This is a genomic window from Faecalibacterium sp. IP-1-18, assembly GCF_023347355.1.
Taxonomy (GTDB): domain Bacteria; phylum Bacillota; class Clostridia; order Oscillospirales; family Ruminococcaceae; genus Faecalibacterium; species Faecalibacterium prausnitzii.
Map to the genome: position 1 here is coordinate 1,626,007 of NZ_CP094472.1, position 26,165 is coordinate 1,652,171.

The 26,165-nt window shown below is 58.7% G+C and carries 24 protein-coding genes; all 24 read right to left on the bottom strand.

All coding sequences use genetic code 11. The features are described 5' to 3' along the window. Positions 1-28: 28 nt before the first annotated feature. The 24 genes from nrdR to MTP43_RS07850 all read right to left on the bottom strand — a co-directional run bounded on the left by nrdR (position 29) and on the right by MTP43_RS07850 (position 26,159). Entirely contained in the window at positions 29-496 is a 468-nt protein-coding gene (nrdR, locus tag MTP43_RS07735) for a transcriptional regulator NrdR (RefSeq protein ID WP_117526172.1), read from the bottom strand. 16 nt (positions 497-512) lie between these two features. Further along, entirely contained in the window at positions 513-2,846 is a 2,334-nt protein-coding gene (gene secF, locus MTP43_RS07740; protein WP_117526171.1) for a protein translocase subunit SecF, read from the bottom strand. A gap of 182 nt (positions 2,847-3,028) precedes the next feature. Further along, the gene (locus MTP43_RS07745; protein ID WP_005925678.1) at positions 3,029-4,309 is read right to left on the bottom strand and encodes an aminotransferase; all 1,281 of its coding nucleotides are present in this window, start codon (positions 4,307-4,309) and stop codon (positions 3,029-3,031) included. Positions 4,310-4,536: 227 nt separating this feature from the next. Continuing rightward, entirely contained in the window at positions 4,537-5,859 is a 1,323-nt protein-coding gene (gene clpX, locus MTP43_RS07750) for an ATP-dependent Clp protease ATP-binding subunit ClpX (RefSeq protein WP_005925672.1), read from the bottom strand. A gap of 36 nt (positions 5,860-5,895) precedes the next feature. Further along, on the bottom strand, positions 5,896-6,492 hold the full coding sequence (gene clpP, locus MTP43_RS07755; protein WP_015538544.1) for an ATP-dependent Clp endopeptidase proteolytic subunit ClpP: 597 nt from the start codon (positions 6,490-6,492) through the stop codon (positions 5,896-5,898). Between the two features lie 137 nt (positions 6,493-6,629). Then, the gene (tig, locus tag MTP43_RS07760) at positions 6,630-7,946 is read right to left on the bottom strand and encodes a trigger factor (RefSeq protein ID WP_005925667.1); all 1,317 of its coding nucleotides are present in this window, start codon (positions 7,944-7,946) and stop codon (positions 6,630-6,632) included. Positions 7,947-8,162: 216 nt separating this feature from the next. Then, positions 8,163-8,846: a metallophosphoesterase gene (locus tag MTP43_RS07765; protein ID WP_005925664.1), complete on the bottom strand. Its 684-nt coding sequence runs from the start codon at positions 8,844-8,846 to the stop codon at positions 8,163-8,165. A gap of 36 nt (positions 8,847-8,882) precedes the next feature. Next, positions 8,883-10,349: a threonine synthase gene (gene thrC / locus MTP43_RS07770; protein ID WP_117526170.1), complete on the bottom strand. Its 1,467-nt coding sequence runs from the start codon at positions 10,347-10,349 to the stop codon at positions 8,883-8,885. A 97-nt stretch (positions 10,350-10,446) separates the two neighbouring features. Then, entirely contained in the window at positions 10,447-10,815 is a 369-nt protein-coding gene (locus MTP43_RS07775) for a YraN family protein (protein ID WP_154265465.1), read from the bottom strand. Further along, positions 10,812-11,459: a ribonuclease HII gene (locus tag MTP43_RS07780; RefSeq protein ID WP_154265464.1), complete on the bottom strand. Its 648-nt coding sequence runs from the start codon at positions 11,457-11,459 to the stop codon at positions 10,812-10,814. The genes MTP43_RS07775 and MTP43_RS07780 overlap by 4 nt, the downstream gene beginning before the upstream one ends. Next, a complete protein-coding gene (gene ylqF / locus MTP43_RS07785; RefSeq protein WP_113621082.1) occupies positions 11,456-12,379 on the bottom strand; it encodes a ribosome biogenesis GTPase YlqF in 924 nt (307 codons plus the stop codon). The genes MTP43_RS07780 and ylqF overlap by 4 nt, the downstream gene beginning before the upstream one ends. Then, positions 12,376-12,927, bottom strand: coding sequence for a signal peptidase I (gene lepB / locus MTP43_RS07790; protein ID WP_055184269.1), 552 nt, complete (start codon positions 12,925-12,927; stop codon positions 12,376-12,378). The genes ylqF and lepB overlap by 4 nt, the downstream gene beginning before the upstream one ends. 106 nt (positions 12,928-13,033) lie before the next feature. Further along, a complete protein-coding gene (gene rplS / locus MTP43_RS07795) occupies positions 13,034-13,375 on the bottom strand; it encodes a 50S ribosomal protein L19 (RefSeq protein WP_015538550.1) in 342 nt (113 codons plus the stop codon). 217 nt (positions 13,376-13,592) lie between these two features. Further along, the gene (locus tag MTP43_RS07800) at positions 13,593-14,237 is read right to left on the bottom strand and encodes a TIGR03936 family radical SAM-associated protein (RefSeq protein ID WP_113621083.1); all 645 of its coding nucleotides are present in this window, start codon (positions 14,235-14,237) and stop codon (positions 13,593-13,595) included. Next, positions 14,212-16,071 carry a TIGR03960 family B12-binding radical SAM protein gene (locus tag MTP43_RS07805; RefSeq protein WP_113621084.1) on the bottom strand — a complete coding sequence of 620 codons (1,860 nt, stop codon included), beginning with the start codon at positions 16,069-16,071 and terminating at the stop codon, positions 14,212-14,214. The genes MTP43_RS07800 and MTP43_RS07805 overlap by 26 nt, the downstream gene beginning before the upstream one ends. A gap of 37 nt (positions 16,072-16,108) precedes the next feature. Beyond that, the gene (locus MTP43_RS07810; protein ID WP_113621085.1) at positions 16,109-16,618 is read right to left on the bottom strand and encodes a metalloprotease; all 510 of its coding nucleotides are present in this window, start codon (positions 16,616-16,618) and stop codon (positions 16,109-16,111) included. Then, positions 16,615-17,145, bottom strand: a complete 531-nt coding sequence (locus MTP43_RS07815; RefSeq protein ID WP_113621086.1) for a M23 family metallopeptidase — start codon at positions 17,143-17,145, stop codon at positions 16,615-16,617. The genes MTP43_RS07810 and MTP43_RS07815 overlap by 4 nt, the downstream gene beginning before the upstream one ends. Positions 17,146-17,272: 127 nt before the next feature. Beyond that, positions 17,273-19,666, bottom strand: a complete 2,394-nt coding sequence (ppk1, locus tag MTP43_RS07820; RefSeq protein WP_113621087.1) for a polyphosphate kinase 1 — start codon at positions 19,664-19,666, stop codon at positions 17,273-17,275. Positions 19,667-19,719: 53 nt separating this feature from the next. Continuing rightward, positions 19,720-20,064, bottom strand: coding sequence for a ComEA family DNA-binding protein (locus MTP43_RS07825; protein ID WP_044960583.1), 345 nt, complete (start codon positions 20,062-20,064; stop codon positions 19,720-19,722). Positions 20,065-20,146: 82 nt separating this feature from the next. Next, positions 20,147-20,974: an HAD hydrolase family protein gene (locus MTP43_RS07830; RefSeq protein WP_154263831.1), complete on the bottom strand. Its 828-nt coding sequence runs from the start codon at positions 20,972-20,974 to the stop codon at positions 20,147-20,149. Then, a complete protein-coding gene (locus MTP43_RS07835) occupies positions 20,971-21,903 on the bottom strand; it encodes an RluA family pseudouridine synthase (RefSeq protein ID WP_015538556.1) in 933 nt (310 codons plus the stop codon). The genes MTP43_RS07830 and MTP43_RS07835 overlap by 4 nt, the downstream gene beginning before the upstream one ends. 3 nt (positions 21,904-21,906) lie before the next feature. Then, entirely contained in the window at positions 21,907-22,389 is a 483-nt protein-coding gene (lspA, locus tag MTP43_RS07840) for a signal peptidase II (RefSeq protein ID WP_015538557.1), read from the bottom strand. Positions 22,390-22,481: 92 nt separating this feature from the next. Next, the gene (gene ileS / locus MTP43_RS07845) at positions 22,482-25,277 is read right to left on the bottom strand and encodes an isoleucine--tRNA ligase (RefSeq protein WP_330221009.1); all 2,796 of its coding nucleotides are present in this window, start codon (positions 25,275-25,277) and stop codon (positions 22,482-22,484) included. A 36-nt stretch (positions 25,278-25,313) separates the two neighbouring features. Continuing rightward, positions 25,314-26,159 (bottom strand): DivIVA domain-containing protein, encoded by an 846-nt coding sequence (locus tag MTP43_RS07850; protein WP_249234726.1) that lies wholly within the window; start codon positions 26,157-26,159, stop codon positions 25,314-25,316. Between the last annotated feature and the right edge of the window lie 6 nt (positions 26,160-26,165).

Consider the following 26,165-nt stretch of genomic DNA (forward strand, 5'->3'; position numbering starts at 1 on the left):
TCGTGCAGTGTCCTTTTTAAGTTATAGTTTACTGATTTTCCTTGTGGTCGCCCACAAGCTTTTTCAGTTCGTTAAGGAAGCTTTCCACATCCGCAAACTGGCGGTAGACCGAAGCGAAGCGGATATAGGCCACCTCGTCGATCTTTTTCAGTTCCTCCATGGTCAGCTCGCCAATGCGCACACTGGGGATCTCGCGGTCGTAGGAGCTGAACAGGGACTGCTCGATGCTGCTGACAGCACGTTCCAGCGTTTCGTAGCTGACGGGACGCTTGGCACAGGCGCGCAACATGGCGTTGAACAGCTTCTGCCGGTCAAAGGGTTCGCGGGAGTTATCCTTTTTGATGACCACCAGCGGCACTGTTTCCACCACCTCGTAGGTGGTAAAGCGCATGTGGCAGTTCAGGCACTCGCGGCGGCGGCGGATGCGCTCGTTATCTTCCGTGGGGCGGGAGTCGATCACCTTGGATTCCTCCGCACCGCAATAAGGGCACTTCATCTTTTGTTCCTCCGCCTCAGTTCTTCTTTTTGCTGCGCTCGCTCCACAGCACCCATGCCGAGGTGGAAACGCACAGAGAGGTGTACACACCGCTGATCATACCCATCATCAGCGGGAATGCAAAGGTAAAGATGCTGCCCAGACCGTAGAGCTTTGCCACGATGCACATCACACCCAGTGCCATCACGGTGGTGATGGTGGTGATCAGGGTACGGCGGGCAGACTGATTGACCGACTGGTTGACCAGCTCCTCAAAGCTGCCCTTTTTGCCCATGAGAGCGCGGTTCTCACGGATACGGTCGTACACCACAACGGTATCGTTGATGGAGTAGCCGAGGATGGTGAGCATGGCGGCGATAAAGTTGCCGTCCAGTGCGGTGCGCAGCAGCACAAAGGTGCCAAACACCACCATCAGGTCGTTGACCAGCGCCAGCACTGCCATCATACCGCCGGTCAGACCGCCGATGTTCTTGAAACGCAGGGCGATATACAGCAGAATGAGCACCAGTGCAAACACCACAGCCACCAGACTCTTCTGCAGGAACTTGGTGCCCATGGCTGCGCTGACGTTGCTCAGAGACAGCTGGGCAAACTGGTTGTCCGGGTAGTTCTCATTCAAGGAATCCAGCAGGTTCTCCACCTGCTCGGTGGTCACGGTCTCGGTGCCGGGCATGGAGATCTTCAGGGTCTGGTCGCCGGTGGCCACATTCTCGCCGGTCTGCAGGGTCAGGCCGGTGTTTTCCAGCGCCGCAGCAGCGGTCTTTTGCACAGCGGCTTGGTCAAAGCCGCCCTCGTAGGACAGGGTGATCATAGCACCGCCGGTAAACTCGGTATCCAGATGCACACCGAACACCGCGGCGCACAGCAGGATAACTGCCATCAGGCAGGCAGAGAAGGTCAGGAACTTTTTGCGCAGGGATACGAAATCCACCGGCTTCTTTTCGGCCTTCTCCTGCCCGGGCTTTGCAGCGCCGTACAGCCACGGATTGCGCAGTGCCTTGATGGCGGCTGCGCCGCGGATCATAACACGGGTAGCGAACACACCGAACACAAAGTTCAGCAGCACGCCGGTGAGCAGCGTATAGCCGAAGGCGTAGATGGTGCCTGCGGTAGAGGGGCCGAAGGCAAAGAATACAAAATGCAGCGCCTTAGCAAACAGGCCATCCGAGGGGCCGAAGGCGCCCATGAGCACGATGGCCACGATGACGATGGTCACGTTGCCGTCAATGATAGGGGTCAGGCCGCGGGCAAAGCCGCTTTTCAGTGCGCCGTCCAGAGATTTACCGTTTTTCAGCTCCTCCTTGATGCGCTCGGCGGTAATAACGTTGGCATCCACGCCCATGCCGATGGCCAGAATAATACCTGCAATACCGGGCAAGGTCAGGGTAAAGCTTTCAAACACCGGGAAGTAGCCGGACACAAAGGCCAGCGTAGCCGCCACCTGACCGGCCAACGCGATGCAGGCCAGAAAGCCCGGCAGACGGTACAGCACCGTCATGAACACCACAATGAGGGCAAAGGCGATCAGGCCTGCCAGCACCATGGCACCAAGGCTGTTTTCGCCCAGACTGGGGCTCACGGTGGAGTAGCTGTCTACGCTCAGGGCAAAGGGCAGCGCGCCGGAGTTGATCTGGCGTGCCATCTTGACCACGGCATCCTGCGTAAAGGGATTGGACGCCGAGCTGGTGATGATGGCCTGTCCGTCGGTAATGGCGGTGTTGACGGTGGCCGTGCTTACGTTTTCATCGTCCAGCCAGATGCTGATGCTGCCCTTATCGGCGGCCAGCTTGGTGGTGGCATCGCCAAAGGCCTTGGCACCCTCGGTGGTGAACTTGAGGGCAACGTAATACTCAGAGCTGCCGCCGTTGCTCACAGCACCGTACTGTGCCGAAGCACTTTCGACCATGGAGCCGTCCAAAATCAGCTCGCCGTCCTTGCTGGCTCCCTCGCGGAAGGTCAGGTAGGCGGTGGTGCCGATCTCCTGAATGGCAGACTCGGGGTCAAAATCCGTCTCGCCGGACTGCCACGGAAACTCCAGAATCAGACTGTCGGAGTTGTTGTCCACATACAGCTCGTAGTCGGTCACGTTCAACGCGACCAGACGGTTCTCGATGACCAGACGGGCGGCATCCAGCTGCTCGTCCGTGGCATCATAGCCATCCGAGGGCACAAAGGTGACGTTGACGCCGCCTTTGATATCCACACCAAAGCGGATATCCTTTGCACCTTTGATATAGGTGGTGGTCACATCGCCGTATTTTGCCGCCACGCCAAAAAAGGCGGTGTAAACAAACACAACGATCAGCAGCGCGGTAACGACCAGCTGCCATGCTTTGCCTTTTGTTTTCATAAGTCGGGAACCTCCAAAAGCGGCGGCTGTGCAGCCGCAGCCGTTTTTGTTGTGAACCGCAAGTTTTGCCGACGGTTCCTCTCCTCACAGAGCAGCCGTCGTGCCGACCTTTCTGTGATAAAACTCCCCTGCCAGCCCTGCAAAGAGCCCCGCAGAGGAGAATATACAAATTATTTTAAGCCTTAAGCCATATCAGCCAGCAGCTTTTCCACAACAGCCAGACGCACGCAGACGCACAGCAATTCGGAAGCGGTCTCCACCTCGTCCAGACTGGGGTAAGTGGGGGCGATGCGCAGATGAGAATCCTGCGGATCCTTGTGGTACGGGTAAGCAGAGCCTGCACCGGTCAGCACCAGACCTGCGTTCTTGCACAGTTCCGCCACGCGCTTAGCGCAGCCGGGCATGACATACAGGCTGATAAAGTAGCCGCCCTTGGGGTTGGTCCAGTGGGCAATATCGCCGCAGGGGGTGAGGTTGGCGGCAAAAGCGGTCTTGACGGCATCGAAGCAGGGCACCAGACGGCGGCGGTGCTTTGCCATGTGTGCCAGAACGCCCTCCTTGTTCTTCAGGAAGCGGACGTGGCGCAGCTGGTTCATCTTATCGTAGCTGATGATCATCACTGAAAAGCGCTTGCACATATACTTCATGCTGTTGTCGCTGCAGGCAATGGCAGAAACACCGGCACCCGGGAAGGTGATCTTGCTGGTGGAGGTGAACATGAACACGCGGTCCTGCGTGCCGTACTTCTTGCTCACGTTCAGCAGCACGGGGGTCTCAATGATCTCCTCGGTCAAGTGGTGGACGATGTAGGCCTCATCCCAGAAGATCTTGAAATCCGGGGCGGCGGTCTTCATCTTGGCAAAGCGCTCGATGGTCTCATCACTGTAAGTGTAGCCATCGGGGTTGGAGTACTGCGGCACGCACCAGATGCCCTTGATGGTATCATCCTCTGCTACCAGCTTTTCCACAACGTCCATATCGGGGCCGTTGGGGGTCATGGGCACGCTGATGAGCTCAAAGCCGAACTCCTCGGTGATAGCAAAGTGACGGTCATAGCCGGGCACCGGGCAGAGGAACTTGCGCTTTTCCACCTGAGACCAAGGGCAGGGAGACTCCGGGAAGCCGAACACATAGCCGATGTTGATGAGGTTATACATCAGCTGCAGGCTGGAGTTGCCGCCCACGAATACCTCGTTGGGCTTTACGCCGAACACATCTGCAAACAGGGCGCGTGCCTCGCTCAGACCCTCCAGCTCGCCGTAGTTGCGGGCGTCGGTGCCTGCATCCGTGGTGTAGTCGGTCATCTTCAACAGGTCCATTGCCAGATCCATCTGGTGGGGGCCGGGCTTGCCGCGTGCCATGTTCAGCTTCAGACCCTTTGCCTGAAACTCTTTATAAGCCTGTTCCAGCGCTGCCTTTTCAGCGGTCAGCGCATCGCGATCCATCTCGTGATAATTTGCCATTAAAAACACACTCCTTTATAGTACTCTTCCTGTTACCCAATACTATGGCTCGTCTTTTGCGGTATGCCCCTGCCAGAGAGCACATGCCGCACGATCCACACTTTGCTATTATAGTACATTTTCCTGTCAGAAACAAGAATTTGAAAGCAAAAAGCCCTGCCAAAAGCAAAAAGCTTTCGAAACAGGGCTTTTAGGCAGGAACACTCCCCTGCTGTGCGGCGATACCGTCAGCTGAGAGCGGCCTGATTTTTATAGCGTTTGCGCACGGCACCGTATTCCAGATGTGCCTCGCCGCCCTCCACGGTGTCCTCATCCACGGTCACGCGGATGATGGTGGCATCGCTGGGCACCTCGTACATGATGGGCAGCAGAATGCTTTCCATCACGCTGCGCAGACCACGGGCACCGGTCTTGCGCTCGATGGTCTTGCGGGCAATGGCGTGCAAAGCTTCGTCCGTGAAGGTAAGCTCCACGTTATCCATGCCCAGCAGCTCTTTATACTGCTTGACCAGACTGTTGCGGGGCTCCTTGAGCACGCGCACCAGCGCATCCTCGTCCAGATCATCCAGCACGGTGATGACCGGCAGACGGCCGATCAGCTCCGGGATCAGGCCGAACTTGACCAGATCGTGGGGCTCTACCTTGCGCAGCAATGCGCGCTCAGCCTCGGTGGAGTTATCCTTCAGCGCACTGCCGAAGCCCAGCGCGGACTTATCGGTGCGGCGCAGGATATACTTGTCCAGACCGTCAAAGGCACCGCCGCAGATGAACAGGATGTTGGTGGTGTCGATCTGGATGAACTCCTGCTGCGGGTGCTTGCGGCCGCCCTGCGGCGGCACGTTGCTGACAGTGCCTTCCAAGATCTTCAACAGTGCCTGCTGTACGCCCTCGCCGCCCACATCGCGGGTGATGGAGGGGTTTTCGCTCTTGCGGGTGATCTTGTCGATCTCATCAATGTAGATGATGCCGATCTGTGCCTTCTGCACATCAAAATCTGCCGCCTGGATCAGCTTGAGCAGAATGTTCTCCACGTCCTCGCCCACATAACCGGCCTCGGTAAGGGTGGTGGCATCCGCAATGGCGAAGGGCACGCCCAGCATCTTGGCCAGTGTCTGCGCCAGCAGGGTCTTGCCCACGCCGGAGGGACCCAGCAGCAGCACGTTGGACTTTTGCAGCTCCACATCGCCGCCCTTGCCGCTGAGGATACGCTTATAGTGGTTGTAGACCGAAACGGACAGCACACGCTTTGCCTCGTCCTGACCGATGACATACTGATCCAGGCCTTCCTTGATCTCGGCCGGGGTCATGATGTTGATATCCAGATCTGCAGCAGCGGGCTGGACATGGGCGCGGTTTGCGTTGCCGCGAGCCGGACGGGCGCTTTTGGGCTGATCCGGCTTGTCAGAGAGCAGATCGTGGCACAGGCCGATGCACTCGCTGCAGATATTGACCCCGGGGCCAATGATCATGCGCTCCACTTCGTCCTGATGCTTGCCGCAAAAGCTGCAAACCAGATCCTTTTCGTTTTTGCCGGAATTGTTATTTGCCATAGCTGTTTTTCCTTATCCTGGATAGATTATAGCGGTTTACCGGTGGGCAATGACCTCATCGATCAGGCCGTATTCCTTTGCCTGCTGCGCGGTAAGGTAGTTGTCGCGCTCGGTGTCCTGCTGGATCTTTTCCAGCGGCTGGCCGGTGTACTCGCTGAGCATCCGGTTCATCTTATCGCGGATATAGACCATGTGCTCGGCATGGATCTTGATATCCGTGGTCTGGCCGGAAAGGCCGCCGCCCTGACCGCCGATCAGCGGCTGGTGGATCATGATCTCGGCGTTGGGCAGGGCAAAGCGCTTACCCTTGGTGCCGCTTGCCAGCAGGAATGCGCCCATAGAGGCAGCCATGCCCATGCAGATGGTGGAAACATCGCACTTGATATACTGCATGGTGTCATGAATGGCCATACCGGCGCTGATGGAACCGCCGGGGCTGTTGATATACAGGCTGATGTCCTTATCCGGGTCCTGCCCTTCCAGATACAGCAGCTGTGCCACCACAAGGCTTGCGGTGGTATCGTTGACATCCTCGCTCAGCACGATGATGCGATCGTTCAGCAGACGAGAGAAAATATCGTAGGAACGCTCTCCGTGCGCCGACTGCTCGACAACGTAAGGAACAAAACTCATAAAGTTCGCCTCCTGAAATGGTTTAAGTTTATTGGCAAAATTGACCGATACGGGTCCCCTGTAAAGTTCAGCCGTACCGGTCAATTTTAACAACCTTTGATAAAACGCCTGCGGCGCTTTACAGGGCCCGGCACTGATTACTCAGCGTCAGCAGCCTTCTCAGCCTCTGCGGGCTTCACCACGATGTTAGCGTGGCTCTTGATGAAGTCGATGGCCTTGGTGCGAGCCAGATCCTGCTTCAGATCCTCGAGGTTGATCAGCTCACGAACCTTGTCCTCTTCCATCTTGTACTGGTCAGCAATGCGCTTGATCTCGGCATTGATCTCGTCCTCGGAAGCCTCGATGTGCTCAGCAGCGGCAACAGCCTCCAGAGCCAGACCGATCTTGACCTGCTTCTCAGCCTGCGGCATGAAAGCGGCACGGAACTGCTCCATGGACTGACCCATATACTTCAGGTAGTCCTCCAGACGCAGACCCTGCTGCTCCACACGGAAAGCAAAGTCGTTGACCATCTCGTCCATGCGGACATCGTACATAGCCTGAGGGATCTCGCCCTCCATGCTCTCGATGACCTGATCGACCAGAGCATTCTCGACAGCCAGATCGTCCTGCTTGTCCAGCTGCTCCTGATTGTTCTTGCGGATGGAAGCCTTGAACTCGTCCAGAGTGTCGTACTCGGAGCAGTCCTTTGCCAGCTCGTCATCCAGAGCGGGCAGCTCCTTGTACTTGACCTCGTGCAGCTTGATCTTAAAGACAGCAGCCTTGCCAGCCAGCTCAGCAGCCTGATACTCGGTGGGGAAGGTGACGTTCACGTCGAACTCCTCGCCGGCAGAGTGGCCAACGACCTGCTCCTCAAAGCCGGGGATGAAGCTGCCGCTGCCCAGAGTCAGGTTGTAGTGCTCAGCCTTGCCGCCCTCGAATGCGACGCCGTCCACAAAGCCCTCGAAGTCGATATCAGCGATATCGCCATTCTGAGCAGCGCCCTCACGGGTCAGCTCACGGGCGTTGCGCTCCTGCACACGCTTCAGCTCAGCGTCCACAGCCTCGTCGGTAACAGTATGGACAGTCTTTTCCACGGTCAGACCGTTGTAGCTGCCAACCTTGATTTCGGGCTTCACGGCGACCTTAACGGTCAGGGTAGCGCCCTCTGCCTCGCTGGCAGAATCCACGGTGACCTCGGGACGGCCCACGGGCTCCACACCGGCTTCCTTAGCGGCAGCCTCAAAAGCCTCCGGGAACAGCTCGTTGATGGCGTCGTAGGTAAAGACGTCTGCGCCGTACATCTTCTCGATCAGAGCCTTGGGGGCCTTGCCCTTGCGGAAGCCCTGCACAGGGTACTTCTTGCCCTCTTTTTTGAAAACATCGGCAACAGCCTTCTTGAAGGCCTCTGCGTCGATGGAGAACTGCAGTTCTGCCATGCTCTTCTCGAGCTTTTCACACTTGATGAGATTCATTTGTTTATCCTCCACTCAAATATTCTATTGCTCAGGGCAGGAAGTTTTTGCCCGGGGCAACCGCGCACCACGTCCTTGCTGTATGCACACGGAATGCGGGGACGCGCGCGCTCAATTGGGTGCAACAATCGCGTCAAAACTTATTATAGCACGCTCTGGACACAATTGCCATACCAAATTTTTAAATTTTGTCGTTTTTGCCCTTTTATACCGCTGTCAATTGATGCGGTAGGGGCAAAAACGCAGGCCGTCGGCACTTACCAGCTTGTACCGGATGCCTTCCACCTCGCCCTGTACGGCGAACCGGATGGCGTTGCCGTGCAGATGCCCATAGAAGCAGGTCCTGATGCCAAACTCCTTCAGGGTAGCTACGATCTCTGGGGCGCTGGTGCCGGTGTAGACCGGCGGATAGTGCAGGAACACCAGCTTTTCCAGCCCGGGCTCCGCTGCCTGCAAGCTCATGCGCAGACGGCCGATCTCGCGGTTCATCACCTTTTCATCGTGGGGCTCGCCCACATCAAACAGCCAACCGCGGGTGCCGCAGATGGCGTACCCCTCCACGCTGTAAGAATTATTATGCAGGATATGCAGGGTATCGAAGCCCTCGGCCTTGAGGTAGGCGTTCATCTTGTTGGCGGTGGACCACCAGTAATCGTGGTTGCCCTTCATGATGATCTTCTGTCCGGGCAGCTGCTGCAAAAAGGCGAAATCCTTGCGGGTATCGGTCAGGCGCATGGCCCAGCTGATATCCCCCGCCAGCACGATGGTATCCTGCGGGGTGATGAGCTTGCGCCAGTTTTTCTCCAGCCGGTCCACATAATCGTTCCAGCCGGGAAATATATCCATCGGCTTGGATGCGCCCAGAGAAAGATGGGGGTCGCCAAGCACAAAAAGTGCCATAGTCTGTTTACTCCTGTTCTGTCTGTCCGCAGAAGCTTATGCCTGATAGCCCAGCGCCACCTCAGCAATCTGTGCCGGGGCAATGACGGTATCAAAGCGCTCCGGCTTGCTGCGCAGAGCGGCAAGGCTTGCCGGTGCGGCGTGACCGGTGGCAGCCTCCAGCTGCTGCATGGCTTCAAAATCGTTTTCCGGGGCGGTTTTGCCCAGTGCGCTCAGCACGCTGCGGGGGAACTTGAAGGGCGATGCGGTGGAAAGCACCACCATGGGCACGCCCTGCCGCTTTTTCTGTGCAGCCACATGGAAGGCCACGGCGGTGTGGGTATCGCACAGGTAGCCGTCCTTTTCGTAGCGGGAACGGATCTCCCCTGCCACCTCGGCCTCGCTGCTCCAGCCGCAGGAGAAGGTCTCCTGAATAGCTGCCAGCGTCTCGGGACGGACGGTATAGCTGCCGGTTGCAGCCAGCTGCTGCATAAAGCCCGCCACCTCGGCATCGCTGCCGGTCACATGGTACAGCAGGCGCTCCAGATTGGAGGACACCAGAATGTCCATGCTGGGCGAGGTGGTCTTGAAGAACTCCCGCTTTGCGGTGTAAGTACCGGTGGTGAGGAAATCGGTCAGCACGTTGTTCTCGTTGGAAGCGCAGACCAGCTTGCCCACAGGCAGACCCATCTGCTTTGCGTAATAACCGGCGAGGATATCGCCAAAGTTGCCGGTGGGCACACAGAAGTCCACCTCGTCACCGAAGGTGATCTTGCCTGCCTTGAGCAGCTGGGCGTAGGCGGCAAAATAGTAGACGATCTGCGGCACAAGACGGCCCCCGTTGATGGAGTTTGCGCTGGAAAGACGGATGTTGCGCTGTTCCAGTTCGGCAGCGATGGCCTTATCGCCGAACACCTTCTTTACGCCGGTCTGGGCATCGTCGAAGTTGCCGCGCACAGCGTATACCGCCACATTAGCGCCCTCCTGCGTTGCCATCTGCAAACGCTGGATCTCGCTGGTGCCGCCGGTGGGGTAGAACACAGCGATCTCCACACCGGGGATATCATGGTAGCCGTCCAGCGCAGCCTTGCCGGTATCGCCGCTGGTAGCCACAAGGATCAGGGTCTTTTCGGTGCGTCCCAGATTCTTTTTGGCTTCCACCAGCAGCTTGGGCATCAGCTGCAGGGCGTAATCTTTAAAGGCGCAGGTCGGGCCGTGCCACAGCTCGAGGGCATAGGTGTCCCCCTCCACCGGGGCAAGATAGCCTGCCTTACCGCCGAAAGCAGCGCCGTAGGTGCTGCGGGTAGCGTCGGTCAGGAAAGCGGGGTCGTAATCGGTCAGGTACTCCCGCACAACGGCGGCTGCCAGCGCGGGGTAGTCCAGCCCGCACAGAGCTTTTACATCCACCTGCGGAAAACTTTCCGGCACAAACAGACCGCCTTCATCGGACAGTCCCTGTGCAATTGCCTGAGAAGAGGTTACTTTGCGGTTCTGATCTCTGGTACTGAAAAACTGCATGGTCATCGCTCCTTTTCGCCACGGAACGTGCCGGGCACGTTCCCGGTTGTACGGCAAAACCCTCGTTCTGCCGCATACTTCCCACCGGTGCCACGGTTTCTGCCTAAGGTTTGCAGAGAAAGGCACCCTTTATAATATGTACCATCCAGCGCCCGCTGTCAAGAGGAACTACCTCTGCAACGTCAAAACGCACCGGTTCTTCGCTTTGGCCGGTCTGCTGCAGATACCTTTGTGCAGCGCAGATCAGCCGGTGCTGCTTGGTCGGGTCTACGGCGGCAGCGGGCCGTTGCAGCATCCCTTGGCTGCGGGTCTTTACCTCGCAGATGACGATGGTGCCGTCCGGCTCCCGCAGCACAAGATCCAGCTCTCCCATGCGGGTATGATAGTTATGCGCCAGCAGCTGCGCGCTCTGCTTCTGATACCAGCGGGCAGCGGCAGCTTCTCCCCTGCGGCCGGTCTCGGCGCGGTTCATTTACCGCTCTCCGGCCAGTAGCCCTGCTTTTTGAGGAAGCTGCGGCGGTAGAACGGCTGGATGCCGTACTGCGCGATCAGCTCATAGTGCAGCTTTGTGGGGTAGCCCTTGTGCTTTGCCAGCTGATACTGCGGGTACTGCTTATCCAGTTCCAGCATATAGCGGTCACGGCTGACCTTGGCCAGCACCGAGGCTGCGCCGATGCTGGCGCTGGTGGCATCGCCCTTGACCACCGGCTGTGCCGGGATCTGCAAGCCTGCGGGGGTGCGGTTTCCGTCAACCAGCACCAGATTGGGCACGATGTCCAGCTGCTCCACCGCCTGCTGCATCCCGTCCATGGTGGCGTTCAGAATGTTTTCCCGGTCAATGACCTCCGGCCCCACAAAAACGATGCGGTAGGCCAGCGCTTTTTCGCAGATCTCATCAAACAGTGCTTCGCGCTTTTTCTCGGTCAGCTTTTTGGAATCGTTGATGCCGTACACCGGGTTTTCCGGGTCCAGAATACAGGCCGCTACGCACACAGGGCCGCAAAGCGGGCCGCGCCCAGCCTCGTCCACACCGGCAAAGCAGCCGTACTGGCTGCGCACCTCGGCGTCAAAGGCGTACAGCGGCGCCGAGATCTCCTCATCCGAGCGGCGCTTCATTCCTCGTCCTCCTCGGCAAAATCGGTCAGGTCATCCCGCTGCGGCGGGCGCTCCAGAGAGATACGTCCCCACTTGCAGGCGCGGAACTCGTCCACCAGCATGATGGCGCAGCGCTCGGTGTTCACCTCGCCGCCGCGCACCAGCAGCCCGCGCTTGCGGCCGATGGCTTCCAGCAGCTCGTAGGGCGGCAGTGCCAGCGTTTCGGCATCCAGCTTGTAGCGCTGTGCCACAAGGTCAGGATAGTTGCGGCGCACCTCGTCCAGCAGGTTCATGGCCAATTCTTCCACATCCAGAATATCGTCCTTGATGGAGCCGATAAAGGCCAGATTGGAGGCGATGGTCTTGGAATCGAACTTTTTCCACAGCACGCCGGGCATATCCAGCAGATCAAACTTTTCGGTGCTGACCCACTGCTTGCCCTTGGTCACGCCGGGGCGGTCTGCCGCCTTGGCGCGGGCAGAGCCTGCAAAGGTGTTGATAAAGGTGGATTTGCCCACGTTGGGGATGCCGCACAGCATCACCTGCGTCTTGGCACCGCCCATGCCGCGGTTCTGGCGGCGCTCCAGCAGGCCGGAAAGTTCCTTTTCAATGGCCACCTTCACGGCGTTTGCGCCGCCCTTCTGCTTGGCGCTGATGGCCACGCAGCCTGCATCTGCAGCGTGGAAGTAGCGGATCCACTCCTCAGTCACAGCCGGGTCGGCAAGGTCGGCCTTGTTCAGCGCATAGAGCTTTGGCTTGCGGTCGGTGATGCGCTCGATCTCCGGGTTCAGGCTGGAAAGCGGAATGCGCGCATCCAGCAGCACAAGGCTGGCATCAACGTGCTGGATTTCCTGCTCCATCATGCGCAGAGTCTTGGTCATGTGGCCCGGGAACCACTGAATATTGTACTGGTTTGCAAACCGGGTATCCATTTCGTTCATTTTACCACCCCAAAATCTGTAAAGGGCATAAAGCACAGCAGCACCTTGCCCAGAATATCACGCTCGTCAATGCAGCCGACATAGGAGGAGCGGCTGTCCAGCGATTCGTTGCGGTTGTCCCCCATCACAAACAGAGTGCCCTCCGGCACCGTGAACGGGAACTGCACATCGTAGCCCAGATAGGTAGGGGCTGCAATGTAGTCCTCCTGTAAAAGTTCGCCGTTCACCGTGACCGTACCGGCGTCGTAGTCGATGCTGATGGTGTCGCCGCCCTTGGCGATGATCCGCTTGACCAACGGCTTACCGTAGACGGTGTAGCTGTCCACGATAACCACATCGCCCCGCTGCGGGGTGTAGCCTGCCGCCCAGACAATGAGCTTATCGCCGTGGGTCAGGGTGGGCACCATAGAGCGCCCGTCCACCTGAATGATGCGGAAGAAAAACGAAAAGATCAGTACCAGCACCAGCGCTGCGGAGATGAGCGCTTCGTACCATTCCAGTATGCCCTGTCCGCGCACTGCGGGGGCAGACTGCTGCTGTTTTTCCATAGCTTAGCCACCAGCCTTTCCTGATTTTACACATACGCCCGGGCTTTGAAAAAGAAAAAAGGGACAACAAGTTGTCCCTTTTCTCCCGGTTTCAAATCGGGGATGATCAAATATCGCTCTTGACCTTGGCAGCCTTGCCCGTACGGCCACGCAGATAGAACAGCTTTGCGCGGCGAACCTTGCCCTTGCGGACAACAGTGACCTTCTCAACGAAGGGGCTGTTGACGGGGAAGACACGCTCGATGCCGACACCGTAAGCCACGCGGCGAACGGTGAAGGTCTCTGCAACGCCGCCGTGCTTCTTAGCAATGACAGTGCCCTCAAAGGCCTGAATGCGCTCACGGTCGCCGTCCTTGATACGAACATCAACGCGGACGGTATCGCCAACGTTGAACTGAGGCTTTTCAGCCTTGATGCTGCCTTCAGAAATAATCTTCAGTGCGTCCATTTTTGAATCCTCCATTTGTTTTTAGACGTTCATGCACGGCATAGCCGTCAGAGGACCGCCCGTTTAATGATAAATACTTGTCATTAACCCCGCTGTGGTCTCAGCGGACACTAACGCCCTAATAGGATAGCACAAAACCGGCTTGAATGCAAGCAATTTGGCGAAAAATCTTGCAAAAATTTTCTGTTTTGCCTGATAGACGGACTTTTGCGCCGCTTCAGGCAAACAGCTGCCGGTCTGCCGTCAAAAATTTGGTGCGCAGGATATTGGCGCTTGCGGCGGGCAGGCCGAACTTTTCTTCCAGAAAACCGGTGAGCAGCGAGGGGTTCAGGTTCAGCTCCTGCGCGGCGGGCAGGCAAAGTTCCAGCTGCACAGTGTCCCCCAGTGCGGTATAGCGCAGCTGCGGGATATGCTCTTTAAGGTCTATGATCTTTTTGCCGCGCTTGCTGTGCTTTTCCACAGGGGCTGTTTCCAGCGCGTTATACTGTTCCAGCACCGCAGCGGCAGCCGCCGGGTAGCTGATGCGGTAACAGGCAAAGGCGATGCTGTCCGCCTTCATCTCCACCGGAGCTACCCGGGTAACATGGATACCGGCGGGCATGATGGCGTTGAGGGCGGTCTGCCACTGGGCAAAATCCGGGGCTTCCGCCTCGGTCTTAACGTCCACGCACTCGCACTCGCTCTCCTGCCCCAGCGAGAGCGGACAGGCAAAGGTCATGTAGATATGGGGGTTAAAGCCAAGCGTATGCCACACCGGCAGACCGCTGCGCTTGAGCACCCGCTGCATCACCCGCTGCAAGTCCAGCAGGGAGATATAGGAGGCTTCATTTTTCTTTTCAAACGAGATTCTGACTGTAATCAAAGCAGGGACCTCCTAACAGATGGTTGGCACCGCAGGCGTTGCAGGCACGGTTGCAGGGCGGGGTGGTCTGGGCAGCCAGAGCCTTGTTGTACTCCCGCACCAGATACTCGTGGGTGATGCCGTAGTCCATGTGCGACCACGGGGTCACTTCGTCCAGCGCGATGGGGCGCTGGCAGTAGAAGGCGGGGTCGATACCCAGATCTGCAAAGGTCTGCATCCAGGTATCGTACTTGAAGCACTCTTCCCAGCCATCGAAGTAGCAGCCGCGCTTATAAGCCTCCACGATGACCGGGGCAAGGCGGCGGTCGCCCTTGGCGAACACGCCCTCCAAAAAGCTGGTGGTACTGTCGTGGTAGTTCACCTTGATCTTGCGGCTGTGCACGCTTTCCAGCAGGTGCTTCTGTTTGGCCTGCAGGGTCTCGGCGGTATCCATGGGCACGAACTGGAAGGGGGTGTGGGGCTTGGGCACAAAGCAGGCGCAGCTGATGGTCACCTGCACGCCGCGTCCCTTGGCGTGGTTCGTGTTCTTGTAGTAGAGGTCTACCACCTTCTGGGCGGTCTCGGCAATGCCCTCGATATCCTCCATGGTCTCGGTGGGCAGACCCATCATGAAGTAGAGCTTGACCGAAGTGTAGCCCGCATTGAAAGCGATGGTGCAGGTCTTTTCGATCTCATCCCAAGTGACGTTTTTATTGATGACGTTGCGCAGACGCTGAGTACCGGCCTCGGCGGCAAAGGTCAGTCCGCTCTTGCGCACCTTGGTTGTTTTTTCGATGAGGCTCTGGGAGAAGTTGTCCACACGCAGGGAGGGCAGCGACAGGCTGACGTGCTCCTTGGGTGCCCACTCGTTCAGATCATCCAGCAGCTCTTCCAGCTGACCGTGGTCGGAGGTGGAAAGGCTGGAAAGGCTCAGTTCCTCGTAACCGGTGTTGGCACACAGATCCTGTGCTGCCTTGTTCAGCAAACTGGCATCGCGCTGGCGCATGGGGCGGTACAGAAAGCCCGCCTGACAGAACCGGCAGCCGCGCACGCAGCCGCGCAGCACCTCGATGCTGGCACGATCCTGAATAGCACCCACCATGGGCACCACAAAGTTGGTGGGCGGGGCGAACTGGTTCAGATCCTTGATGATGGCCTTGGTGATGCGCGCCGGAATGCCCGGCTCGTTGGGGGTGATGGCCTTTACTCTGCCGTCCTCGTGGTAGGTGACATCGTAGAAAGCCGGGATGTACACGCCCGGGATCTTTGCAATGTTGAGCAGCAGCTGCTTTTTGGAGATGCCCTCCTTTTTCGCCTTTTCGATCTCGGCGCAGATGGCGGGCAGCTGGTTCTCGCCCTCGCCCAGCTGGATAACGTCAAAGAAATCCGCGATAGGCTCTGCGTTGCAGGCGCAGGGGCCGCCCGCTACGATCAGCGGCCAGCGGTCGTCACGGTCTTTGGAATAGAACGGGATGCCAGCCAAGTCCAGCATGGCAAGGATATTGGTGTAGGAAAGCTCGTACTGCAAGGTAAAGCCCACGGCGTCAAAGGCCGTGAGGGGATCTTTGCTCTCCATGGTGTACAGCGGCAGCTGCAGGCGCTCCATCTCCGCCTTCATATCCAGCCAAGGCATAAAGGCGCGCTCGCACCACCAGTTCTCGTGGCTGTTGAGCAGTTCGTACAGGATCTTTTCGCCCAGAAAGGACATTCCCACCTCGTAGGTATCCGGGAAGCAGAAGGCAAAGCGCACATCCACCATGTCCTTTTCTTTATAGATACTGCCGGGCTCGCCGCCGGTATAGCGTCCGGGCTTCTGCACCCGTCCCAGCGCTTCTTTCAGTTTGGGATCAAACATCGGGTCCTCCATAAACAATCCGTTTTTTGCGTTCTTTTTATTTTACCCCAAATGTGCCGGTTTTGCAATCGTTTCCGGCGGTTTGTGCATACTTTCCGTGTTTTTGCTGCCACAGCGCCCCTGCGCACGCTGCCATCTGTGCGCCGTCCAGCGGCGGTACCGGCAGCAGATTGAACAGCCCGGTCAGCAGATTCGCCGCCCAGAACGCGCTGCCTCGGATAGTGACAGTCTGCGCAAGACGCACCGCCCATACCCCGGCAAGGGCAAAATTGACTGCGGGCCCGGCGGCAGCAAGCACGAACCTCTGGAGTGGGGAGAACCGCTCCCCTGCCGTACGCATACAAAAACCGGTCATGGTCACCTCGATGACCGGCAGACGCCTTTGCTGGATGCAGTAGACAAGGATGTGCCCCAGCTCGTGCAAAACAGCCGCCAGCAGTCCCAGCCGCAGAAAGCCACTGGCATCAAAGTAGAGCAGCAGGTACACCACACCGCACAGCAGCACCGGGTCCCGGAATACAAGCTTCCCCACCCGCAGCCGGTTCACGGGGCATTCTCCAACAGGGCGGCGGGGTCGCAGGCAGCGCCCTGCTGCCACAGTTCCAGATGCAGGTGCGCACCGGTGGCGCGGCCTGTCTGCCCTACTGTGCCCAGCGTCTGCCCGGCCTGCACCACCTCTCCCGGGCGGACATAGAGGTATTGCAGGTGTGCGTAGCGGGTCTCGCAGCCATCCGGGTGCAGGATGCGCAGATGGTTGCCGTAGCTTGGGCTGTATGCCGCCGCAGTCACTACCCCGCCCTGCACCGCTTGCACTGCCGTGCCCGCCGCGCAGGCAAGATCAAGTCCCCGATGGAACGCAGACTTGCCGGTAAAGGGGTCTGTCCGCGCGCCGTAGGCGTCCGAGACGCGCCACGCCGTGGTATCCAGCGGAAAGCAGTGCTTTTGCGTGTTCCGGGCAGCCTGCACCGGCAAAGCTGCCAGCAGACAGAGTGCCAGCCCTGCCAACACAAGTGCCATGATACCCCACCGCCGTCTGCGTATTTTTGCTGCCTGTCCGCTCCGTTTTACCCGCATACGCCCGCCCTCCTATCCTGAAAAGTGTATGCACAAGCGGCAGACAGGAGAACACAAACAAAAAAGCAGAGCCGCCGCACAAATCTCTGCGCAGCAGCTCCGGTTTTGGTTTACATGATTTTACAGCTCAGCGCCGGAAAAAGTTCCCGATGCGTTCCAGCAGGCTCTTTTTCTTGGGCGCGGTGACAGCAGGCTTTGCAGCCGGGCGGGGTGCAGCGGGCGTTTTCGGCGCGGGCTGCGCAGCGCGGGGCTTGTTGTTCAGCATCTGTTCCAGTGCCTCGTAGTGGTCGGGCTGCTGCGCCGCCGGGGCGGCATTCTCTGCCTTTTCCGGTGCGGGTTGGAACACATGGGGCAGCTCCTGTTTGAGCTGTTCGACGGTGACTTCCTGACAGACTGCCGCCGATTTTTCCGTTTCCGGGGCGGAGGTGGTGCACTTCCACGGCTCGGGGCGCTGCCAGTCGTTGCGCAGCAGCTCGTACATACCCATCTGGCCGTTGACCAGCGGCTCACCCTCGGCGGGCTTCACCTTCTGATAGCTGCCGCTGGCATCCATGACCCGGGCGTTGACGTTATCCCGCAGCTGCAGCTGAAGGATATCGGTGAGCTTTTGCACCAGAACAGGATCCTCCACCCGCACGCCGACCTCCACGCGGCACTCAGTATTACGGGTGAGGAAGTCACCGGAAGCAATGTAGATGCGGGTGTGGGTGCCATCAAAGAAGCTGTAAATGCGGCCATGCTCCAGATACCGTCCCACCAGACTGCGGATGTGCAGATTCTCAGTCTTGCCGGGCACCTCTGCGCGCACGCAGCAGATGCCGCGCACGATCATATCAATGCGCACCCCGGCGCAGCTGGCTTCCTGCAATTTCAGGATGATATCCCGGTCGCTGATGGAGTTGTTTTTCAGGATCATGGAAGCCGGGCGACCCATGCGGGCGGCAGCGATAACGTGATCCATCTCGTCCAGCAGCACGCTTTTGAAGCGCAGCGGGGCCACCAGCATCTTGTCGCTTTCCTCGGTGAGCTGCTGCACGGCCAGATTGCGGAACACCTTGGAGGCTTCCTCACCAATGCGCTCGTCTGCGGTGATGAAGGAATAATCCGTATACAGTTCGCTGGTTTTTTCGTTGTAGTTGCCGGTACCGATCTGGGTGATGTAGGAGTAACCCTCTGCGCCCTTGCGGGTGATGAGGGTCAGTTTGGAGTGCACCTTGTAGTCCTCGAAGCCGTAGATGACGGTACAGCCGGCGCTTTCCAGCTGCTTGGACCAGTCGATGTTGTTCTGCTCGTCAAAGCGGGCGCGCAGCTCTACCAGCGCCACCACTTCCTTGCCGTTTTCGGCTGCTTCCATCAGCGCCTGCACGATCTGGGACTCCCGCGCCATGCGGTAGAGGGTCATCTTGATGGAGATGACGTCCGGGTCCTGTGCGGCCTTTTTGAGCATGGCGATAAAGGGGCGGATGGACTGGTACGGGTAGCTGAGCAGCACGTCATGCTTCTGTACCTCGGCAGCCAGATCATAATCCGGCGGCGGCAGCATGGGGCGCGCGGGGGTGTAGAACAGTGCCGGGTGACCCTCGGCCTCCATGCGGCCGGAAAGCTTGAAGAAGAAGCTCAGATCCAGCGGGCTCTTTTGCAAGAACACCCGCTTGCGGGTCAGTTCCAGACGGCTGCACAGCAGCCGCTCCACCTCCGGTGCGGGGGCGGGAGTGATCTGCAAACGGACAGCGGCCAGCTTGCGGCGGCGCCGGAGCAGCTCGGTCATGATCTCACGGTAATCGATATCGTGATCCATCATGCCCTCTTTTACGTCGATATCTGCGTTGCGGGTGACCCGGAACAGGCATTTTTCCTGAATAGAATCCTTGCCGAAGATGCTGGACGCATAGTGCAGTACCAGCTCCTCAGTGAGGGCAAACTGCACAGCGCCGTCCTTTTTGATGAAGTGCAGCCGCTCCATCTGGCTGGAGATGGGCACGATGCCAAGGCTCTGCTCCTGCGTGTGCTTTTCCTTGAGCAGCACGCCAAGATAGATCTCCTTGTTGCGCAAAAACGGGAACGGGTGGCGGTTATCCACGATCTGCGGGCTGAGGATGGGGAATAGCTCGGACTGGAAGTATTTTTTCCAGAGATGCTCTTCCTCCTTGGTCAGGTGGTCGAAATCCACCTTATGGTAGGCGTTCTCTGCCAAATTTTCCAGCGCTTTTGCGTAGAATTTATCGCATTCTTCTTGCAGCTGCGCCGTTTTGGGCATAATGGCGGCAAGCTGCTCGGCGGCAGTCATGTTGGTCTTGTTTTCCCGCTTTTCCTTTTTGGTCTTGCTCTGCTCAAGGTTTGCGCGCTCCTGCAAGGAGCCCACGCGCACCATGAAAAACTCGTCCAGATTGGAGCCGTAAATTGCCAGAAACTTGATCCGCTCGCCCAGCGGGACATTCTTGTCCTTGCCCAGCGCCAGAACGCGGCGGTTGAAATCCAGCCAGCTCAGTTCGCGGTTGATAAAGATCGATTCGTCACTCATAACAATAAATCTCCGTATTTCCTCTTTGACCAAGGCAGCAAGCGGGCTACACCCTAGCGGACATACGCCTGCCCTGCCCATGAATCCACCATTGCTTGGGTAATGCCCGGCACCTGTGCCGCATCCTCCACCTGTGCAAACGGGCCGTGCTGCGCCCGGTAGTCCAGAATGGCCTGTGCATTGTGGGGGCCGACACCGGGCAGGGTGCACAAAGCGTCTGCATCGGCTGTGTTCAGTTCCACCTGCGTATACGCTGCCAGCTCCTTTGTGTCCGGCAGTGTCTGCGGCGTTTGCGCTTGCAGCGGCACTGCAAACCGGAACGCCAGCACAGCACAGACCCCTGCGGCGGCAAGACACAGCAGCAGGAACAGCTCCTCGCGGCGTTTTTTGTTTTGCATAGGCTTCTTCTCCCATTCTACCTGATTTTTTGCTAAAAAGAAAGCCCTCTGCAGAAAAATTGCAGAGGACCTTGCATAAGTTTTACACAGATTTTTCAGCGGCACGCACCATGCGGTACAAAACCTCCACGGCAGCGCCACCGGCGGCATCCGTCAGGGTGACCTGCCCGGCGGCAAGGCGCAGTTCTGCCGGGGCATCGGCGGCCACTGCGCTGTGCTCCACAGCCTGCACCAGTTCCAGCATGGGCTGACCGCCCGCCAGCGCCAGAACCTGCTCTGCACCCACCTGCGCCATGGTGCAGACGGTGTCCAGCATTTCCCGTCCGGAGATCCGCTTGGGGGTGAGGACAAGGGTGTCCGGGGCAATGCGCTCACCCAGCAGGGCAACACGATCCCCGATGGCCTTTTCTGCCAACGAGATCAGGGGCACAGACTTGCTGTCCTGATACAGCAACACCCGCAGCACCTGCTCGGGGTGGATATCGGCGGCGTTCGCCAGCAGATACGGAGTCCACTCCCGCCGCAGATGGCGCTCCAGTGCATTGCTCATGCGCAGCACCCGGGTGGTGCCGTCCTGCATCTGCACGGCAACGCCCACACCGGGGGTATCCGGCAGGCAGGCAAAAAGCTCCTGCTGCTGGGCAAAGCTGCACAGAGGCACCCGGTTGCCGTCGGCATAGTGGTAGGCCATGGTGCCGCCGCACACCAGCGCAGGCGCAGCCAGACGCACGCTGCCCAAAATAGAGCGCACGGCACGCGGAGAGCGCTGCGAAAAAACGGTCAGTCTGCCGCCGCGGCTGCTGAACAGCTGCAAAACGTCCCGCACCACCTGGGTCAGATTGCCATCCTCGCCCAGCAGCAGGTTATCCAGATCACAGAGCACCAGAGTGGATGCCAGAGAATCGTTCATGTGTTTTTCCTCCTGAGTGTTGCGAGAAAATGGGTAAAATAGTCCGGCAGCTCGGAATCAAACCGCAGCTGCTCCCCGGTGATGGGGTGGACAAAACCCAGCGTTTTGGCGTGCAGACACTGCCCGTGCAGGCTGGTGATGCAGTTGTGGGGGCCGTACACCGGGTCCCCTGCCACCGGGTGGTGAATGGAGGCCATGTGTACACGGATCTGATGGGTGCGGCCGGTCTTTAGGCGACATTCCAGCAGGGTGAACTCCCCCAGCCGCTCCAGCACCTTATAGCCGGTGTAGGCATACTTGGTGTGGGGCTCATTTGCCGGGTAGACCGCCATTTTTTTGCGGTCGGTCTTGCTGCGGCCGAGGTTTGCTTCCACAAAGCCCTCGTCCTGCGCAAAGCCGCCGTAAACTACCGTCTGGTAGGCGCGCTCCACGCTGTGCACTGCCATCTGCTGGGAAAGGCCGATGTGGGTGGCGTCGTCCTTTGCCACCACCAGCAGGCCGCTGGTGTCTTTATCAATGCGGTGGACGATGCCGGGACGGATCTCACCGCCAATGCCGGAAAGGCTGCCCTTGCAGTGCCACAGCAGGGCGTTGACCAGCGTGCCGTCCTGGTTGCCGGGTGCGGGGTGCACCACCATGCCCTTGGGCTTGTTGACCACCAGCAGATGGGAGTCCTCGTAGACGATCTCCAGCGGAATATCCTGCGGCACGGCCTCGATGGGCTTTGCGTCCGGGATCTCCAGCAGCACGGTGTCCCCTGCCTTGAGCTTCAGGCTTTTGGCCACAGTCTTGCCGTTGCACTGCACATGCCCCTCGGCCACCAGCGCCTGCAGCGCCGAGCGGGACAGGCCGGTGTCCTCGCCGCTGAGAAAGCGGTCGATACGCTGACCGGCAGTCTCCTGCTCTACGATAAATTCACGCTGTTCCATAATTTACTGCTCCTTGGAAGCGGCGTCATCGGCGTGCACTTCGTCCAAAAAGATCACCAGCACCCACAGTGCCACGCCCACGCAAACGCAGATATCTGCAAAATTGAACACGGCAAAGCGCATGAACAGCAGGTTGATGTAATCCACCACCTCGCCGTTGAGCACACGGTCGATCAGGTTGCCGATGCCGCCGCCCAGCACCAGCACCAGCGCTGCCTGCTGCAGGCGCTTGCCGCGGCTGCGGAAAAACAGGCCATAGGCGACCGCCAGCAGCGCCGCGCTTGTGGCGATGATCAGGAACAGCTGCTTGCCGCTGAGCAGGCTGAAGGCCATGCCCTGATTGAGCACAAACCGCAGCTCCACCACATGGGGGATGAGCGGCATAGCGCCTACCGGCTGCAAAACCTGCACCGCCCACAGTTTGATCAGCTGGTCGATGCCGACCAGTGCCGCCACAGCCGCCAGATTGAAGAGTACAAATGCCATTAGCTACCTCGTTTCTGTTATAAAAAACGGCGCTCCCCGTTCAAGGGAGCGCCGCCCTTTTTACAAAACAGATTTGTATTGATGCGGGACGCTTATGCTTCCACAACGCTGGCGCAGCGTGCGCACAGGGTGGGGTGTGCGGGGTGGCTGCCGATGGAAGCAGAGTACTTCCAGCAGCGCTCGCACTTGTCGCCGGTGGCGTGTGCAGCTGCAACGCCCAAGCCCTCGACAGCGCTGGCAGCGCCGCCCTCGCCCTTGACCAGCTCCACATGGGAGACGATCATCAGGTCGGCCAGCTCGTCCATGGGGATGCTGTTCAGCAGGTCATAGACGGCATCGCTGCAGTACAGGGTGACGGAGGCCTCCAGAGAAGCACCAATGAGCTTTTCAGCACGGGCCTGCTCCAGCACCTTCTTGACCTCGTCGCGCACAGCGATCAGCTGTGCCCACTTTGCCTTGAAGGCATCGTCGGCGGCGTACTGGCCAGCCTTGGGCATCTGCTCGAACACCACATACTTGTTCATGCCCTCGGTCTTGGGCATGAAGTCCCAGATCTCCTGACTGGTGAAGCACAGGATGGGGGCAATGATCTTGTCCAGCGCAACAAGGATCTTGTACATAGTGGTCTGGGCGGCCTTGCGGGCGGTGCCGTTGGTGCAGTACAGACGATCCTTGGTGACGTCCAGATAGAAGTTGGACATGGCCACCACGCAGAAGTTGTACACAGCGTGGTAGACCTTATTGAAGTCGTACACAGCGTAGCCTGCGTTGGTGTTGACGATCAGGTCATCCAGCGCAGCCAGTGCCCAGCGGTCGATATCCTGCAGCTGGTCGTCTGCCACACAATCGGTGTTGGGGTCAAAGCCGTCCAGATTGCCCAGAATAAAGCGGGCGGTGTTGCGGATCTTACGGTAAGCCTCGCTGAGCTGCTTGAAGATGTTCTTACCGGCGCGCACGTCCACGGTGTAGTCGGAAGAAGCCACCCACAGACGGATGATGTCTGCGCCGTAGTCCTTGATGATCTCGCTGGGCTCCACGCCGTTACCGGCGCTCTTGTGCATCTGCTTGCCCTGCTCGTCCACCACCCAGCCGTGGCACAGCACGGACTTATAGGGTGCGCAGCCCTTGCTTGCAACGCTGGTCAGCAGGCTGGACTGGAACCAGCCGCGGAACTGGTCGCCGCCTTCCATATACATATCGGCGGGGAAACGCAGCTCGGGACGCTCATCCAGCACGGCAGCATGGGTGGAGCCGGAGTCAAACCAGACGTCCATGATGTCGGTGTCCTTCTCCCACTCGGAAGCGCCGCACTTCTCGCACACTTCGCCTGCGGGGATGATCTGCTCGGCATCGTACTTATACCATGCGTCAGAGCCTTCCTTGCGGAACAGGGCGCTGACAGCCTTGATGGTAGCATCGGTGATGTGGTAGGTGCCGCACTTCTTGCAGTAGAAGGCGGGGATAGGCACGCCCCAAGTGCGCTGGCGGCTGATGCACCAGTCGTTACGGTCGCGCACCATGCCGGTCATGCGGTCATGGCCCCAATCCGGCATCCAGGTGACGGTATCAATTGCCTTGTACACGTCCTCGCGGAACTTGGCAATGGAGCAGAACCACTGCTCGGTAGCGCGGAAGATGATGGGATGATGGCAGCGCCAGCAGTGGGGGTACTGGTGCTTGATGTGCACCTGACCCATCACAGCGCCGGAAGCAGTCAGGTCGGCCAGAATGGTCTTGTTGGCTGCCCACACGCGCTGACCAGCGTACTTGCCGGCCAGCTCGGTCAGATAACCGCCGTCATCCACGGGCACCGTGATGGGCACCTGCGGATACTTCTGGCAGACGTTGAAGTCGTCCACGCCGTGGCCGCCTGCGGTGTGCACGCAGCCGGAACCGCTTTCCAGCGTGACGTGGTCGCCCAGAATGACCCAGCCCTCCTTGGGCAGGTAGACGTGGTTGTAGCGCATCAGCTCGAACTCAGCGCCGGAAACAGGCTCGCCCACGATCTCGTAGTTCTCGATGTGGCAGGCGTCCATGACGCTCTTGACCAGCTCGGTGGCCATGATGTGGTACTCCTCGCCGATCTTGACGAAGGAATACTCGAACTGACCGTTCAGGCAGATAGCCTCGTTGGCGGGCAGGGTCCAGGTGGTGGTGGTCCAGATGACGAAGTAGGTCTTATCCATGGGGATGCCGTACTTTGCCAGCACACCGTTGGGATCCTGCGAGACGTGGAAGCGCACAAAGATAGAATCGCAGTCGTCCTCACCGTACTCGATCTCGGCTTCTGCCAGCGCGGTGCGGCAGTCCGGGCACCAGTACACGGGCTTGAGGCCCTTGTAGATGTAGCCCTTCTTGGCCATCTCGCCAAAGATCTCGATCTGACGCGCTTCAAACTCAGGCTTCAGGGTCAGGTAGGGGTGCTCGAAGTCACCGATAACGCCCAGACGCTTGAACTGGTCGCTCATGATGTCGATATGCTCAGTGGCAAACTTTTCACAGATCTGACGCAGCTCCAGCTTGGAGATGTCCTTCTTCTTGTCACCCACCGAGGACAGAGCCTTCAGCTCAATGGGCAGGCCGTGGGTATCAAAGCCGGGCACATAGGGAGCCTGATAGCCCTCCATGTTCTTTTCGCGGATGATGATATCCTTGATGATCTTGTTCAGGGCGGTGCCCATGTGGATGTTGCCGTTTGCATACGGAGGGCCGTCGTGCAGAATGAACTGGGGCTTGCCCTCGTTGTGCTTCATGAGCTGGTTGTACAGGTCGTTGTCGTCCCAGTCTTTGAGCATGACCGGTTCCTTTTTGGGCAGACCGGCGCGCATCTCAAACAGGGTCTTGGGCAGATTCAACGTGCTGTCGTACTGCGATTTGTTCTTAGCCAATGGTTTACACTCTCCTCTATTTTTGCGTTGGGTGCCTTACTCGCTGAACTTTACGCCCTGAAAAGCGTCGTAGTCCGGCTCGTCCGGCTTCATATCAGCAGGAGGCGGGTCCAGCTTGAGCTGGCTTTCGTCCTTTGCCCAGAAATCCTCGCTGCTGTCAGCCGCCTTGTCGTCATCGGCAGGGGCGGCAGGTTCGGTGGTTTCGGTCATTTCGGCAGGTTGCTCGGCCGGAGCTGCTGCAGCGTCGGCTGCGGGGGCAGCATCAGGCTGTGCGGCGGGCTGCTCTGCGGCAGTCTCCTGCGCAGGCTCTGCGTCCTGTGCGGGGGCGTCCTGTGCAGCTTCCTTGGTTTCCTTCTGGAACTCCGGCAGACGGCTCAAAGACTCCACATGGCTGCGGTACAAATTGAGCACATCGGCCTTGAAGCGTGTGACCTCCAGACGGACGCGGTCGTACTCCCGTTCCTCCGCCATACGCTTCTCATTAGCTTCGTTCTCGATCTCGTCTGCGCGGTCGCTTGCCTTTTGCAGCAGCTCGTTGGCATCGCGGATGATATCGTCGCCCCGCAGATTTGCGCGGTGGATGATCTCCTCAGCCTTCTGGTTTGCTTCGCGGATCACGTTTTCGCCCATGCGCTGAGCATTGATCAGCGCACTCTTGAGCATATCGCCGTCAGCCTCAAAGCTTTGCAGCTCGCCCTTGAGCTTCTGGTTCTCTGCGGTCAGATCTGCGATCTGCTTGCGCAGCTGCTCTGCCTGCGCATCGTTCTGCTGCAGCTGCTCCTCGACCTTGTCCAGAAAACGGTCCACGTCCTCTGTACGGTAGCCGCGGAGGTTTTTTTCAAATTGTACAGAGCGGACATCCTGCGGAGTCAGCATAGTCATTTCCTC

Bases quoted from the DNA above. Each gene is read 5' to 3' on its own strand.
- lspA (WP_015538557.1), bottom strand. From the start codon at position 22,389: ATGGCATTTGTACTCTTCAATCTGGCGGCTGTGGCGGCACTGGTCGGC.
- rplS (WP_015538550.1), bottom strand. From the start codon at position 13,375: ATGGACGCACTGAAGATTATTTCTGAAGGCAGCATCAAGGCTGAAAAG.
- secF (WP_117526171.1), bottom strand. From the start codon at position 2,846: ATGAAAACAAAAGGCAAAGCATGGCAGCTGGTCGTTACCGCGCTGCTG.
- thrC (WP_117526170.1), bottom strand. From the start codon at position 10,349: ATGACCATGCAGTTTTTCAGTACCAGAGATCAGAACCGCAAAGTAACC.
- tig (WP_005925667.1), bottom strand. From the start codon at position 7,946: ATGAATCTCATCAAGTGTGAAAAGCTCGAGAAGAGCATGGCAGAACTG.
- clpX (WP_005925672.1), bottom strand. From the start codon at position 5,859: ATGGCAAATAACAATTCCGGCAAAAACGAAAAGGATCTGGTTTGCAGC.
- ylqF (WP_113621082.1), bottom strand. From the start codon at position 12,379: ATGAACGAAATGGATACCCGGTTTGCAAACCAGTACAATATTCAGTGG.
- nrdR (WP_117526172.1), bottom strand. From the start codon at position 496: ATGAAGTGCCCTTATTGCGGTGCGGAGGAATCCAAGGTGATCGACTCC.
- MTP43_RS07745 (WP_005925678.1), bottom strand. From the start codon at position 4,309: ATGGCAAATTATCACGAGATGGATCGCGATGCGCTGACCGCTGAAAAG.
- MTP43_RS07815 (WP_113621086.1), bottom strand. From the start codon at position 17,145: ATGCGGGTAAAACGGAGCGGACAGGCAGCAAAAATACGCAGACGGCGG.
- clpP (WP_015538544.1), bottom strand. From the start codon at position 6,492: ATGAGTTTTGTTCCTTACGTTGTCGAGCAGTCGGCGCACGGAGAGCGT.
- MTP43_RS07780 (WP_154265464.1), bottom strand. From the start codon at position 11,459: ATGAAGCGCCGCTCGGATGAGGAGATCTCGGCGCCGCTGTACGCCTTT.
- MTP43_RS07835 (WP_015538556.1), bottom strand. From the start codon at position 21,903: ATGGAACAGCGTGAATTTATCGTAGAGCAGGAGACTGCCGGTCAGCGT.
- MTP43_RS07830 (WP_154263831.1), bottom strand. From the start codon at position 20,974: ATGAACGATTCTCTGGCATCCACTCTGGTGCTCTGTGATCTGGATAAC.
- MTP43_RS07765 (WP_005925664.1), bottom strand. From the start codon at position 8,846: ATGGCACTTTTTGTGCTTGGCGACCCCCATCTTTCTCTGGGCGCATCC.
- MTP43_RS07850 (WP_249234726.1), bottom strand. From the start codon at position 26,159: ATGACTATGCTGACTCCGCAGGATGTCCGCTCTGTACAATTTGAAAAA.
- MTP43_RS07775 (WP_154265465.1), bottom strand. From the start codon at position 10,815: ATGAACCGCGCCGAGACCGGCCGCAGGGGAGAAGCTGCCGCTGCCCGC.
- MTP43_RS07825 (WP_044960583.1), bottom strand. From the start codon at position 20,064: ATGCAAAACAAAAAACGCCGCGAGGAGCTGTTCCTGCTGCTGTGTCTT.
- MTP43_RS07805 (WP_113621084.1), bottom strand. From the start codon at position 16,071: ATGTTTGATCCCAAACTGAAAGAAGCGCTGGGACGGGTGCAGAAGCCC.
- lepB (WP_055184269.1), bottom strand. From the start codon at position 12,927: ATGGAAAAACAGCAGCAGTCTGCCCCCGCAGTGCGCGGACAGGGCATA.
- ppk1 (WP_113621087.1), bottom strand. From the start codon at position 19,666: ATGAGTGACGAATCGATCTTTATCAACCGCGAACTGAGCTGGCTGGAT.